Below are 12,765 nucleotides of genomic sequence, written 5' to 3'. Positions count from 1 at the left end.
CGCCGGTAGAGCCGATCCGCCCCACCAGGGCGACCTACCACAGCGAAAATTCGGTGGCAAAGTCGGTAATGGTCGCTTCCCGGCACCGGCCACTTGCCAGACAGGTCTGGTCAGGTTCAGCCATGAGCAGATTTCGTCCGTCGAGTTTGAGGGCGAGGGGCAGGGGCTGCTCACTGAGCCTGATGTAGTAAAAGTTCACCAGAAAGCGGATCGAATCGAATTTGCTGCGGTCCACGTAGAAGATAAGGTCGCGGGTGACGCGCTCGCCTGGATTCAGGGTCGATGGCTCACTCGGTTTGGAGGTGGCCCCTTCAAAAAGAACGCCCTCGTGGAGGATCACCTCGTCGCTGACCGGGTTGTCGTAGTAGCGGGCCGCACTGACTACTGTGGCACCCGGAGCAATTCTGGCAAAATTTGTCCCGGTAGCCGTTTTTTTGCCGAAGCGGGTTTTGACGCCGATGGCGTTGTAGGTAAGGGCTAGGACGCGCACGCCAGTGTGGCCGACGTTGCTGCGGCTCACCGTCGAGCGAATGGCGACCCAGTTGCCTTTGTGGCCCACTTTTGTCAGCACATTGGTGACCGAAAGTGTCGGGGGAGCAAGATTGGGGGCGATATTGGCCCGGTAGACAAAAGTGTAGATTCCCCAGGCTCCGCCCGCGACGATGGCGACGATCTGCACAGCCTGATTGAGCTTTTCGAGGCTGAACTTTTCGTGGGATCGAGAAGGCTGGTCGGTTCCTTCTTGCATCGTCCAGACCTCCCCTGGGCCGGGTTGACAGCTCAGGATCGAGCATAGCCTGAGCGGCGGGAAGAACGGTTATACCTCCCAATTCAGCAGCAGGAAGTGGCCCTCCCCTGGTAGACAGTAAGGGCCACCTGCTTGTGATTCGGGAACGCCTCTTAAGGTTTGACCGCCTTTACGGCGGCATTGGCGTCAACCAGGCCGTAGCCGCTGATCGTGTCGTAGCCCGGTGCGCCATAGGTGTTGAGGAATTGCCCCCGCAGGGTTTTGTTGTTGACGATCGCGCTGACGCGGGCTTTTTGCAGCAGATCGGCGCTGTTGCCGCTGCTGAAGGTGGCGGCGTAGTCGCGGTCGATGCCGAAGCCTGCCGAGGCACCGGGGCCGAAGCTGCCGGGAGCGAAGCTAAGGGTCAGGGTGCTCAGATCGCTCGAAAGCGAAGCGGTCACATCGCCCGCACTCACCCCCCTCAAGATCCCCAGGGTAAAGGGAAAGCCGGAACTCGTCGAAGGATCGAAGACCAGGCCGGTGTCCTTGAGGCTGATCGTGAGCTGGTTGAGGGTCTGGCCCGTCGCCGCGCTGGAGAGGGCGACAGTAAAGAAGTTGGGATCGCTGGAGCTGTCGCCCTGGGCGGTGAGCAGCACCGGGAAGAGCTTCGCCTGGGCAAAGTTGGGATCGAGGTCGAAGGGAATATCCTGGGCACTCGATTGGAGCGCCTCGTAGACCTGGGCCGGGGTAAGACTGCCGGGACCGCCTGCCCCCTGCAGAACGAGCGCGGCCACAGCGGCAGCGTTCGGTGCGGCGGCGCTGGTACCGAAGAAGCTCGGAAAACCGTTCGCCCCCGGTCCACCGGCAAAGAAGGTGGTACTCGCCCCGTCGATGGCCGACAGTTGCGGCACCTGACGCACGTCCGGAGCCGGTAGCGGGTTGCCGCTGGTGTCAAAGAGAATCTGGGACGGCCCCTGGGAAGTAAAGTCCTCCGGCAGCAGGGTGCCCCAGTAGACGGCCCCTACCGACTGACCGCCCTTTGCCACCGAGTGGCCGGCGGTGGTGGGACCGCCCAGGTACTCGCCGCTGACTGCCGTGTTGATCGCGATGTACTTGATCTGCTGAGCCGGGCCGGTGTTCGCCTTGGCAATTACCAGTTGATAGGTGCCGGTGGGCAACTGGGTAATCTCAAGAGGCTGGTCGGTCGCCACGTTGTCGTCGGTGCCGCTGAGCTGGCCCACGTACTGGCCACTGGCGTTGAAGACGAGCAGGTTGTAGTCGGTCTGCACCTTGCCCAGGTTAAATGGCTCGTCCCACTGAAAGGAGATAGGTGCACTGGCATCGACGGTGATGGTCTGGCTGATATCTACTCCCGGTCCCGGATCGAAGTCGTGAAAGCTCAGTGCCAGACCCTGGGCGATCACCCCCTGCAGCTTCAGATTCTGGCTGCCGGATTGGACCAGCTTGAGAGCGGCCTGGGCTGTCACTGGCCGGTACTGGGACAGATAGCCCTGGCGGCCATTGTTGCCCGCCGAGGAAAAGTAAGCTGCGCCGGCGGAGCTGACCTGATCGACTGCCTGGGCGAGGATACCGTCGGAGAAGAACGGCTCGTCGAAGTAGATCACATCGTCTGTGATCACGTCTGCGCCGAACTGTTCGCGCAGGGCGATGATGTTGTTGGCAAAATCGACTTCACCGTTAAAGGCGGTGGCAAAGCCGAGGGTAGATCTGGGGGCGATGTCGTAGATAAGTTGCAGCATCGCCCGCCCCTCGTCAGAGCCGGAGTTGGGGGGCAGATCTTCGAGGACGGTCAGATTGGCAGGCAAATCTCCACTCGCCACGTCGTCCGCCGCCGTCGGAGGCTGGGTCGAGGAGGCGTAGCTGTCAGAAAGCGCCGCGATCTTGATCCCCTGACCGGCGATGCCCGTCTGCTGCACCGGCAGCACCTTCTGGGCAACGACCGCCTGACTGGTTACTGCACCGACGCTTCTGGCAGGCCGATAGACCGGGGTGACGCTGCGCACCCCCGGCAGGCGAGCCACTTCGACCGCCCGCTCCAGGGGCAGGTACGCTTCGATTACCCCACCGCCCAGATTGGTCGTCGCCTGGATGGTCAGGCCCTGCGCCTTGAGGCTCGCCACTACACTTTCGAGATTGGCTTTGCCGCCCAGGTTGATATGGACCAGGGGCCGCTGCCCCTCGCGGTCGCGCAAAAACACCGGCAGGCCCTCGATATTTTTGAGCGCCGCGTAGGCCGCCTGCGGATCGCGGCTGTGCAGTTCGACGATCCGCTGCAGGGCTGCGGCCAGATTTTTGGGCAGGGCCGTCTGGGCCTGGGCCGGATAGAACGTGGCTGCCGATAGGGTCAAAGCCGCAGCGAGCAACAGATGTCTCAAAGAATGGTTCATGTGAAAGGCTCCGTAGATGATGCTGAACTGCAGGTGACCGCTGGGTATCTTGCCTGTTTGCCGATCCTGGATCGGTATCAGCAGCTACGAAGCCCCCCGATCTGCGCAAGCGGCCCACCGACGTGACCGCCGCCGAGCCGATCACTGGGGCTGCGAAGCGGCCCCGCTCGGCACCGAGACCGGGCTGCCGGTGGCCGATGTTGCGGCGGGCTTTTCGGGGATGACCAGGTAAGCTCCCAGCCACTGCGCCAGGGGCGGGGTTCCGCCGTCTTTTACCTGCTGCCGCCAGGCGCTGTCGGTGAGGCGGCGGCCCAGGGGCCGGGTAAATTCGTACTGCGAGAAGACGCCCCCTTTGGCCAGGCGCAGTTTGCCGTCTACCGGCACCGCCACGAAGATCTCGTAGATGCTGCCGGTCGCCTCCTGCAGGACGCTGCCGTTCGGGTCGGTGGCCCCATCCGCCACGAGGGCCGCCGGGTTTTGTTCGAGATAATTTTCCTGGTCCAGCCCGTTCATCTGCTCGCTGTTGACATCGAGCCAGAAGTGCTCAAGCTGGCTGCCGTAGGAGCGGATCAGTTCGTACTCCGCCCTGGTGAGGGGAGTGTTGGCCAGTTCCTTCTGGGCGATCGTCTGGAGGGAGAGCACGAGCTTGCTGAGGCGTTCGAGCATCTGTTTGTGGGGCGCACTCAATAGTTCCTGGGCGTCAAGGCCACTCTCGGTAAGCCCCACCAGGGCCGCCAGGCGGCTGTAGAGGGCCGGGTTCGGCTCGACGTAGCCCCGGTCGTCCCGCGCTTCGGAGCCGGCATCGCCCCTCCCGGCCATCCCCTGCCTGGCATACGAGATCGTGTCGTGCTTCAGCTCGGTCCAGCTTGCGAGGAAGGTGTTGAGATCCTTGCGCTGCCAGGCCGGATTGCGCATAAAGCTCGGATAGCCGTTGCCTTGAATGGCAAGCAGCGGCTGCAGCGCATACAGCCAGCTCGAAGAAAGGTTCTGCGTCCAGGTGGCGACGGGCAGGCCAGAAATATAGCTTTTGAGCTTGTCGAGGTTGGCGGTGTAGTTGTCGTAGCGCGTCTCACCGGCGGCGGTGAGGATGGCGAGCGCTTCGGGCGAGCCCATCGCAGCGGGAATATCGAGGGCTTTCGGCAGCAGTCGCCCCGGCACCTCGCGCTCGACGAGCCGCTGGAAGATCGCCCCATCGAGGGTGGCCCGCTGGCCCATGAACCGAAAATTCCGGCTTGCCTGCTCGCGGTCTTTAGAGAAGACAGGAATCGAATTGATCTGGGGCGGTGCGAGGGTCTTGATGAGGGAGAGCAGGGCGTTGAAGCGGCCCTCGTCGCTCGTGAGAGCCGAGAGGCTGAGTTCGGAGCCGTAGACTTTTTCGAGCACCGGTCGCAACTGAAAGTAGCCCACATCGTCGCTGCGGCCCACGAAGAAGCTGGTGGTCCGGTAGATTTTTTGCCAGTCCGCCGGTTTTTGGGCGAGAGCAACGGTGATGAGGGCCGCCGATCGCACCTCGTCCGCTTCGGCGAGGCGAAAGCTGAAGCGCCCGTACCAGAGCATTGTCTGAAAATACCGGCGCAACAGCAGCTGGCTCTCGTAGTGGCCGCGCGGGGTGTACTGCGAATAGTCCTCGCGCAATTTTTCTGCCCCGCCATTACCCAGATTGGCAACCGGCGACTCGGCGATCCCCTGCTGGGCGGCGATGAGCTGCAACTCCTGCTGTACCGGTTCGCTTGCCGCCTCCGGTACGGTCGCCTCGGGATCTATAAGTCGGGCGGCGACGGCAAAAAAGGCGAGGTTGCGGCGGGCGGCGTTTTCCCAGCCACTGCCTTTGACAGTTTCGTACTGCTCGTGGGCCGCTTCGAGCATCGCCTTGTTGAGGCTTGCGAGGGCAGGAGCGAGCTGTTGCTGTTCGAGCTTTTTGAGCAGGTAGTCGAAGACGAGGTGGTAGTTGTGCAACAGCGAGTCGGTGGTGACGAAGTTGGGAAGGTAGTCGTAGCGGTTGCGCTCGTAGAGGCTAAAAAATTCGCGCTCAAAGCCCGGCTGCACGACGAAGCCATTTTTGGCGAGCAGGTACTTTGCTTTGGGCAGGAGATCAAAGTCCGACGCCTCCGCAGGACCGGGATAGTTGGTGAGATTCTTGAGATCGGTGGCGACGGTGTAGGGCGGCACTTTTGCCGTTACCTGCTGTGTCACCTCCTCGTAGCGACCGAAGGCCGGATCGGTGTTCAGGGGGACATTCTGGGCAGCGGTGGTGTCGGGGTCGGTGAGGGGCGGCGGGCTGTTATTCTGGCCGCAACCGCCCAGGGCGAGCGCGGCAATTGCAGATAGCAGGAGGACGAACGGCGTTCGGAGCATGGCGGTGATTCTCAGAATCCAGACCGGCTCAGTGATACCACATCGGGCAAGCACAAACCGGTGCTCAGCTAAAGGCGCTCGGCGCTTCCGGCTGGGTCGGATAGAGCGGGTTGGAGCGGCGGCTGCCGCGCGGCACGTAGTAGAGGGGCAGCGGACCAAGGGCGGGGGTGGGCGCGTTCAAAAAGGCGATGCCCGTGTCGAGGTTGAGCCCGAGGGCGTAACTGGCGGCAAATAGCCGCGCCACCCCTTCCGGAGTACCGCGAAAAGAGCGCGTCGCTGCCGGGGCGGCGGGTTTGTCGGCGTTCGGAATATCCGGGGTGTCGGGGCCGGTCCACTGCCTGCCGTCCCACTGCATAAAGGGCGGCTCGATCCGGCTTTTGCCCTCCAGATCGGCGCTTGCCCGGTTGGCGATCACGTGTACGTTGCCGGGCCAGAGATAGCCGTAGCCGGGATAGAGCCCCAGTCCACCGCTATCTTCAAAAGGCTGCCGTCCCTGCAGCGCCTCGTAGCTGGCCCCAGCGTAGATCGCCGTTGCCGTGCGAAACTGCTGCGGTTGGGCCGCCTCGTCCACCTGTTCGAGGGTGCGCAGATCGGGATTGGCCAGCTCGGCAAAGACGGCAGCAGGCGTCGGATCGCTCCACCAGCGCCCAAAGCGCAGGGCGCGGTCACGGGGTTCGCTGCTGGTGGCGAGCCGGTTAGAAAGCTGGTTCCACAGGGCAGTGGCAAGGGCGAGGCCGGTCTGGCTTTTGCCCTGCGGTGGACCGCTCGTCTTGACCGCTTGAATGCGGCGGCCCGTGTCGGTGATTGTTCCCTCCCGCTCGCTCGGGTGGGCAAGGGGCAAAAATAGCACCGCCGTACCCGCCGCCGGACGAGACTGCCAGAAGCGGGCGGTGCGGTTCGTAGCGTCGCTGTCGAGGACGACGAGCAATTTGAGCGCTTCGAGGGGCCAGTCTTCTGAGCGCAGCGGGTCGGAGCCGACACAGACGAGCACGTCGAGGCGGCTGTCGCGCAGGGGCAAATCTGCTTGTGCAGCAGTGCCCAACAGCGAAAAGCCAAAGTCCGGCTGGTTGGTGTCGTACCAGCTGCGCAAAAGCGGAATCAAGCGCCGCTCGCCCCGCAGGCCCCAGCGCTGCACCCAGCCCACCAGATCCTCGTTCGGCAGCGGCGGAGCGCCGCACCAGCCGCTCAACATGCCGCCCAGGGCACCGACATCGGCGCTGCCTTGAAAGTTGCGCCCCGGTGCCACCAGCACAATCCCGCCGCCGGGCCGCCCGACCTGGGCGGTGAGCAGGCTCACGATCGCCGCTGCCCGCACCTGCTGTTCGACAAGCTCGGGGGCTACTGCCTCATCGAGGCTGTAGACGACGCTCGCCGGGCGTTGCTCAGGAGCCGTCCACTCCCGCCAGCAGCGCACCAGCAACCCTTCGCTCACCCCGGCGATGCGGGCGACGAGGGCCGGAGTGTAGGGGGCATAAAAACTGGCGAGCCGGTCGTAGACGGTGCCTCTGTCGCTCAACTGTTCGGCGCGGGCCGGTTTGCCGCCTTCGAGGTACTGGTAGCCCCAGGTGTCGGGGTCGTAGCGCCGCGTCTTTGGATCGAACCCCGAAAAAAGACCGCCTTTGAAGTCAAATTCTGGCTGCAACTGAAAGGCAGCGTTGGTATGAATGTCGAGAAAGCCCAGGTCCGCCCGCTTCTCGACGACGATGTAGCGGATGAGGCCACCCAAGACGGCGAGGGTGCTGCCGGGTGAGAGGACCAGGCTGTTACCCGCCACCCCCGGTGTCGTCCCCCCCTCGCTCAACTGCCAGACTTTTGCTCCTGCCTGGATAGCAGCCTGGACGCTCTTGTAGGCGGGATGACTGCCGTTGTGGGGACTGCCCACGATCAAGATCGCCTTGCTCCCCGGCAATTCCAGCCAGTGATTGGTGGCTGCCGGTACGCCAAAACTGGTATCGAGGGCGCGGGCCACCGCCAGGGCCGCCTTCTCGCCGCGCCGTTCCAGCCTTCCTCCTGTGAGGCGGGCGAGCTTTGCCCAGGCGTAAGCTTCTTCGTTGGTCAGCCCCGAATCAAGATAAAAGCCCAGCCGCTCGACGCGCCGCAAAGCAGGTGACCAGCTCGCCGCCCGCACAGCGCTCATCTGCTCCCCTGCAAGCATCCAGGCTTTGTTCCAGGCGATCGGAGTAAAGTTCTTTGTCCCAGCGGCGCGGTAGAGGGGACTGAGTAACCGCTCGCCGCCTGGAGCTGTCTGATTGGCTGCACCTTTAAGGAGCTGGCTTCTTGCCGGGAGGCTGTTGGCTCCCAGTCCCAGACCGGCGAGCCAGAGCACTTCGCGTCGTCGCATCGGGAAGCTGCAAAAGACTCCCCCAACTTACCACGGGCGGCAGGGACGGGGCCGGGACGGTTTTTGCAGAATCCATGAGAGCCATCTCATCCGGTGTTCATCTTTTTCTCATCCAGGCGCGCAATGTTGAAGCTGAGTGAGTGTGTCACCGCTGGCGCTTTATCCCAACTACCAAGGAGGCCATGCCCGGCCTGTACCGCCCGTGCGGCGCGGGTGTGAGGTGTGGAGACGCTTATGAAAAATGGACTCGCGAAGGTCTGTCTGTGTGGCCTGCTGATTGCAGCCTGCGCTGTCGCAGCTCCTGCCAAAGAAAAGTCAAAGACCGATCCGGCTCGCCAGAAGATCGCCGCCAAAGAAGAGTGCGTCGATAATCCAAAGGTGAATCCCAACAACGATCACAGCGGTCCGCGTGCCAGCGAGGAGCACTCCGACGCCACCCCCCACGCCGGGACACCCTCGGTCAAGTTAAAACCCTGCCATCCCGCCCACCGCTAGAAAATTGAGCCGGCACCGTCCGAAGTCAGCCGATTGGCAAGCTGTTGGTCGCCTGTGGCGCTAACTTGAGGGAGGCTATTCCTCAATCTCGATGTGGCGACCAGGGGAGAGGGCAAAAAAGGCGCGGGGTTACCGCGCCGTAATGGAGATCAGGAGCAAAAACTCAAAGAGGCCGGTACATGCGGTAGTTGAGATTTGGGAAGATGTTATCGACCGTCTCGACTTTCTGCAGCCACTCAGAGTCGATCTTGCCCTGGTGGATCGCTTCAAAGAGGCGGTTGAAGCGCAGCAGGTGAGAGCGGGTGCGGCGCACGGCGTAGGGGACCATCGTGCCCGTGCGCATGATGAATGCCCAGTCAGAAGATTGCGCCAGCAGCACCTCGCGGGCGGCCTGGTTGAGCACCCGCCACTCCAATTCGTCCGCCGGTTCGCGCCGGGCCAGTTCGATCATCCGCTCGGTGGCCTTGTGCAGGTGCGGATAGATCCAGGCGTTGGTGTCGTTGAGCCAGAACTCGTGAAAGCCCTTCGCTCCCCAGCTCGACTGGGCTGGATGGCAGACCTGCTGGGTGGGGTTGGCCGTCAGATAATCTGCCAGATGGGTCATCTGGTAGGTGCCCTGGTCGTAGTGGGACTTGCGGATGAGGTAGTCGAGAAACTGTGGACCCTCGTACCACCAGTGGCCAAACAGCTCCGCGTCGTAGGGGGAGACGACGATGGGCGGTCGGCCCATCACTCCGTGCAGGTACTCGATCTGCTTGGAGCGGTTGAACATGAAGTTCCCGGCGTGCTCTGCCGCCTTCTCCCGCGCCCAGTAGGGATCGTAGAGGTCTTTGCCCCCCAGATCGCCGTTTCTTGAGGTGATCTTGTGGTACTTGATGCCGACGTTCTTGCGGGTGCCGTTGGGCTGGATGTAGGGCTTGATGTACTCGTAGTCCGACTCGTAGCCCAGGTCCTTGTAAAATTCGCGGTAGACCGGATCGCCGGGGTAGCCCACCTCCGAACTCCAGACCTGCTGGGACGATTCGTAGTCGCGGCCAAAGGCGGCGACGCCGGTGGTGGTAAAGATAGGCGCATACGCGCCGTAGCGGGGGCGGGGCTTGGCGTACAGCAGGCCGTGGGCGTCGGTGATAAAGTAGCGCAGCCCGACATCCGCCAGCATCCGCTCCAGCCCTGCGTAGTAGGCGCACTCCGGTAGCCAGATGCCCTTCGGTTCGCGCCCAAAGCTCTCGCAGTAGTGATCGAAGGCTGCTTTGAGCTGCGCCCAGACCGCCTGGGGATACATCTGCATCAAAGGCAGATAGCCGTGGGTCGCACCGCAGGTGAGGATGTCGAGGTTGTTGCTGTCTTGAAACTGTCTGAAAGCTTTGACCAGGTCGCCGTCGTAGCGCTCCCAGGTGGTGCGGGCGGTGGCAAAAAATTGCTCGTAGTGGTGGGCCAGATAGTTGAGGTGGCCGTGGTTCTTGGTGCGCTCCAACTCTTTCTGGACCAGTTCCTCCAGTTGGCTCAGGTGCAGCTCGAACTTGTCCTGCAGGTACGGATCGCTCAGCATCGACACCAGAGGCGGCGTCATCGACATCGTCATCTTAAAGTCGATGCCGTCGGCTCTGAGGCCCTCGAACATGTTCAAAAGCGGAATGTACGTCTCGGTGATCGCCTCGTAGAGCCACTCTTCCTCGAGTACAAAGTCGCTTCCGGGGTGGCGGACAAAGGGCAGATGGGCGTGCAAAACGAGGGCCAGATAACCTTGGGGCATGGCGGCAGTTCCAGAATATCGGTGGGTAACGACGAAAATAAGGGCGGACTCGATGGCCCGCCCCGGTGACTAGTAGGCTTCGAGCTTGATCTCAGCCTTGGTGTTGGTGTTGCGCAGAGGTGTCTGGCGCAAAAAGCGCATCGTGATCGCCCGGCGCTGTTCGCCGTCCGCTGCCACCGCCTCGATCGGGAAGTTCTGCAGTCCGTCGGGGAAGGCGTACTGGAAGCGGAAGGTGCCGTCGGGAGCCAGGTCAATCTGCTGGCCGCCGATGGTGACGGTGGCATCGGGCTCGGTGGCACCGTAGATAATCAGCTCGGCGTCGGCCACCAGCCAGAAGCCACGGGCGCGGCCAGGCGGTACCGAAGCACCGGAGAAGAGCGCTCCGGAGAAGAGGGCTCCGGAGAAGGCCGCAAAGCCGATGCCCGAAGGAACGGCATAGGAACTGATAGAAAGTTCAGGCAACTGCTGGTGGGAACCAAAAAGCGAACCGGCCGCTGCCGCTTCTAAGCCGCCCGCGTACTCGAAGAGCGCCTCGTGGGGCGTAAGACCGTAGGGGCGACCGATGCCGCCACCCTGCAGCGCCGGGCTGGCGTAGGGAGGAACCAGGGTGTAGACGGTCTTGCCGCGCAGGTCCATGTCGAAGGGAATCGTAATGAAGCGATCGTCGATCCAGTCGGAGGGGTAGGCGGGCGGAATGCGCACCGAGGCGGAGCGGGCCAGGACCAGCCAGCGGCTGTCGGCGGCGCGGTAGCCGATATCGACGACAAAGTCGCGGTCGCTGATCGAAATGGGCAGGTACCACTCGCGGGCCAATTCGTCGATCGGAAATTCTTGAACACTGTGGCTGTTGTAGCCGTTGAAGCTGAGGTCGGTGACGTCGTACAGCCGCAGCGACAGCTGCTGGCCGCCCTGGCGACGCAACTCCTCGCGATGCTCGTTCGGTACATCCCAGTAAACGTAGGCCCACTGCGGATCGCGAGGCAAAATCACAATCCGGCTTTCGCCGTATCCATCGGGCAGGTCACCTAGATCGGCGTCGATGTCGTTGAGATCAACTTCTTCAGCGGTACCAACGCGAAACTTGCTGTCTTCCACTTCCACCTGGGCCTCCAAACCACGAGTACGTCTTCCTGTCTGTTGCTGCACCTGGGCTTCTTGAATGGCCTCGATCAGTTCCGTCTTGGTCATTCGGCTGTAGCGAGAAATCTTGTACTGCTGAGCCACTCCCCGCAATTGCCGGAGAGTCAGCTCCTCGAGGGACCACTGCTCGTTAGGGGACATAGAACACTCCCTGACTGCACGAAGCCGTTACCTGCTGTGCAGGCTCCGGATAGACTGGCAAACCGCTGATCCCATCCGGGATCACGCGGACTGGTTCCATAGTGCCAGGCATTTGTACTTAGATCAAGTCTTTGATCCCGGCGGGGATCGCAGGGCGCTTTGCGGCTGACCTAGGATAGAGAAGTTGAGCTAATCTCCAGGGCATGACCTATCAGGAAATTTCGGTTGCCGAACTGAAGCGGAAGCTGGCAGCCTCCACCAGCGAGATCCAGTTCATCGATGTACGCGAGCCGGATGAGCTGGAACAATCGAAGCTTGAGCGGTTTATCAACCTCCCCCTCAGCCAGTATCAGGAGTGGTCACCCAGGCTCGACGCGATTCTCGATCCGGCCAAAGAGACGATCGTGCTCTGCCACCACGGAATGCGCTCGGCGGACATGTGCTCGTACCTGTTGCGGCGCGGTTTTAATAACGTCAAGAACGTCCAGGGCGGCATCCACGCCTACGCACTGTACGTCGATCAAAGCGTGCCCCAGTATTTTTGAACTTAAAGAACTGGCGACGGGGTGCCCAACTCCAGGCTGAAGCGCTCGAATCGTAAGCCAACGAGCGGTCTGCGCAACTTGAGCAGGTGGTAGGGGCTGTCGGGAGCCGCTTCGGTCGTGAGCTGATCGAAGCGCACCGCCGTTGCGCTCCCTTCGAAGCGAGCCGCAGTGCGCACGAAGCCGGCGTTTTTGTAGGTGAGTTGGGTCAGATTGGTCAGCTGGAGCGGCACGCTCAGATCCTGAAGGGCAGTGCGCACCGGGGCGAGCCAGTCGGGCAGATCAAGCTCGCGCAGGGGAATGGCTTCGAGGCAACTGGCCTGCAGTAGCGGCACCTCGCCTGCGGCGGGCGCAATTGTAAAATCGGCTCTTCCCGGCTGCCAGCGGTAATCAAAGCTGCGCAACTGCTTGGGAAGCCCCCACTGGTAGCGGCCATTGCGGCGCGAGGTATCCGAATCGACTTCGATAACCGCCACCCACTGGCTGAGCACGTCGCGGCTGCGCACCAGGGCCGGGGCAATGACCAGCTCGTCGTAGCTGCCGACGGGCGAGCGGTCGTAGGCGATAAAGGCGGTTGTTCCCAGGGTGTAGCCGGGCCAGGTCTGCAGGATATCGAGCCCGGCGGGCACAAAAGGCTGTACCGCCTCAACTGGGAACTGGGCCAGCTCAAGGACTGCCTGTCCGCCCAGCTGCCAGGGCGGTGCCACCAGCTCCGGATCGTCGGGGGCAATATCCAGGCTGGCATCGAAGGGGATGCCAGTTCCCGGTACGGCAATCTCCGGCAACGAAAGGCTGCGCAGCCCCGAAAACAACTGATCCATCTCGTTTTTCCCTTGCTGTTCCTTCTCAACAGCCTAATGGAT

9 protein-coding genes are annotated in these 12,765 nt (G+C 62.4%); 2 read left to right on the top strand and 7 right to left on the bottom strand.

Annotation, left to right across the window (positions count from 1 at the left end; genetic code table 11):
* Positions 1–34: 34 nt before the first annotated feature.
* The 4 genes from GKIL_RS19725 to GKIL_RS19710 all read right to left on the bottom strand — a co-directional run bounded on the left by GKIL_RS19725 (position 35) and on the right by GKIL_RS19710 (position 7,831).
* Entirely contained in the window at positions 35–748 is a 714-nt protein-coding gene (locus GKIL_RS19725; protein ID WP_023175626.1) for a hypothetical protein, read from the bottom strand.
* Positions 749–900: 152 nt separating this feature from the next.
* Positions 901–3,135, bottom strand: a complete 2,235-nt coding sequence (locus GKIL_RS19720) for a S8 family serine peptidase (protein ID WP_023175625.1) — start codon at positions 3,133–3,135, stop codon at positions 901–903.
* A gap of 141 nt (positions 3,136–3,276) precedes the next feature.
* A complete protein-coding gene (locus GKIL_RS19715; protein WP_023175624.1) occupies positions 3,277–5,490 on the bottom strand; it encodes a DUF3160 domain-containing protein in 2,214 nt (737 codons plus the stop codon).
* Positions 5,491–5,554: 64 nt separating this feature from the next.
* Entirely contained in the window at positions 5,555–7,831 is a 2,277-nt protein-coding gene (locus tag GKIL_RS19710; RefSeq protein ID WP_023175623.1) for a molybdopterin-dependent oxidoreductase, read from the bottom strand.
* A 234-nt stretch (positions 7,832–8,065) separates the two neighbouring features.
* On the opposite strand from GKIL_RS19710, the gene GKIL_RS19705 reads away from it, so the two are divergent.
* Positions 8,066–8,326 carry a hypothetical protein gene (locus GKIL_RS19705; protein ID WP_023175622.1) on the top strand — a complete coding sequence of 87 codons (261 nt, stop codon included), beginning with the start codon at positions 8,066–8,068 and terminating at the stop codon, positions 8,324–8,326.
* A gap of 163 nt (positions 8,327–8,489) precedes the next feature.
* Here the strand turns inward: GKIL_RS19705 and GKIL_RS19700 are convergent, their stop codons facing one another.
* Together GKIL_RS19700 and GKIL_RS19695 are read right to left on the bottom strand one after the other, a co-directional pair.
* Positions 8,490–10,079, bottom strand: a complete 1,590-nt coding sequence (locus GKIL_RS19700) for a glycoside hydrolase family 57 protein (RefSeq protein ID WP_023175621.1) — start codon at positions 10,077–10,079, stop codon at positions 8,490–8,492.
* Positions 10,080–10,148: 69 nt separating this feature from the next.
* Positions 10,149–11,360: a DUF4912 domain-containing protein gene (locus GKIL_RS19695; RefSeq protein WP_023175620.1), complete on the bottom strand. Its 1,212-nt coding sequence runs from the start codon at positions 11,358–11,360 to the stop codon at positions 10,149–10,151.
* Positions 11,361–11,563: 203 nt separating this feature from the next.
* Between GKIL_RS19695 and GKIL_RS19690 the strand changes: the two genes are divergently transcribed.
* A complete protein-coding gene (locus tag GKIL_RS19690; RefSeq protein ID WP_023175619.1) occupies positions 11,564–11,905 on the top strand; it encodes a rhodanese-like domain-containing protein in 342 nt (113 codons plus the stop codon).
* Positions 11,906–11,907: 2 nt separating this feature from the next.
* On the opposite strand, the gene GKIL_RS19685 is transcribed toward GKIL_RS19690, so the two are convergent.
* Entirely contained in the window at positions 11,908–12,723 is an 816-nt protein-coding gene (locus GKIL_RS19685; RefSeq protein ID WP_023175618.1) for an acetoacetate decarboxylase family protein, read from the bottom strand.
* Between the last annotated feature and the right edge of the window lie 42 nt (positions 12,724–12,765).

This window comes from Gloeobacter kilaueensis JS1, from assembly GCF_000484535.1.
Classification (GTDB): Bacteria; Cyanobacteriota; Cyanobacteriia; order Gloeobacterales; family Gloeobacteraceae; genus Gloeobacter; species Gloeobacter kilaueensis.
This window is presented reverse-complemented; position numbering and strand designations above follow the sequence as displayed.

Excerpts from the sequence above, each read along its gene's own strand:
- GKIL_RS19725 (WP_023175626.1), bottom strand. The coding sequence starts at position 748 with ATGCAAGAAGGAACCGACCAGCCTTCTCGATCCCACGAAAAGTTCAGC.
- GKIL_RS19720 (WP_023175625.1), bottom strand. The coding sequence starts at position 3,135 with ATGAACCATTCTTTGAGACATCTGTTGCTCGCTGCGGCTTTGACCCTA.
- GKIL_RS19715 (WP_023175624.1), bottom strand. The coding sequence starts at position 5,490 with ATGCTCCGAACGCCGTTCGTCCTCCTGCTATCTGCAATTGCCGCGCTC.
- GKIL_RS19710 (WP_023175623.1), bottom strand. The coding sequence starts at position 7,831 with ATGCGACGACGCGAAGTGCTCTGGCTCGCCGGTCTGGGACTGGGAGCC.
- GKIL_RS19705 (WP_023175622.1), top strand. The coding sequence starts at position 8,066 with ATGAAAAATGGACTCGCGAAGGTCTGTCTGTGTGGCCTGCTGATTGCA.
- GKIL_RS19700 (WP_023175621.1), bottom strand. The coding sequence starts at position 10,079 with ATGCCCCAAGGTTATCTGGCCCTCGTTTTGCACGCCCATCTGCCCTTT.
- GKIL_RS19695 (WP_023175620.1), bottom strand. The coding sequence starts at position 11,360 with ATGTCCCCTAACGAGCAGTGGTCCCTCGAGGAGCTGACTCTCCGGCAA.
- GKIL_RS19690 (WP_023175619.1), top strand. The coding sequence starts at position 11,564 with ATGACCTATCAGGAAATTTCGGTTGCCGAACTGAAGCGGAAGCTGGCA.
- GKIL_RS19685 (WP_023175618.1), bottom strand. The coding sequence starts at position 12,723 with ATGGATCAGTTGTTTTCGGGGCTGCGCAGCCTTTCGTTGCCGGAGATT.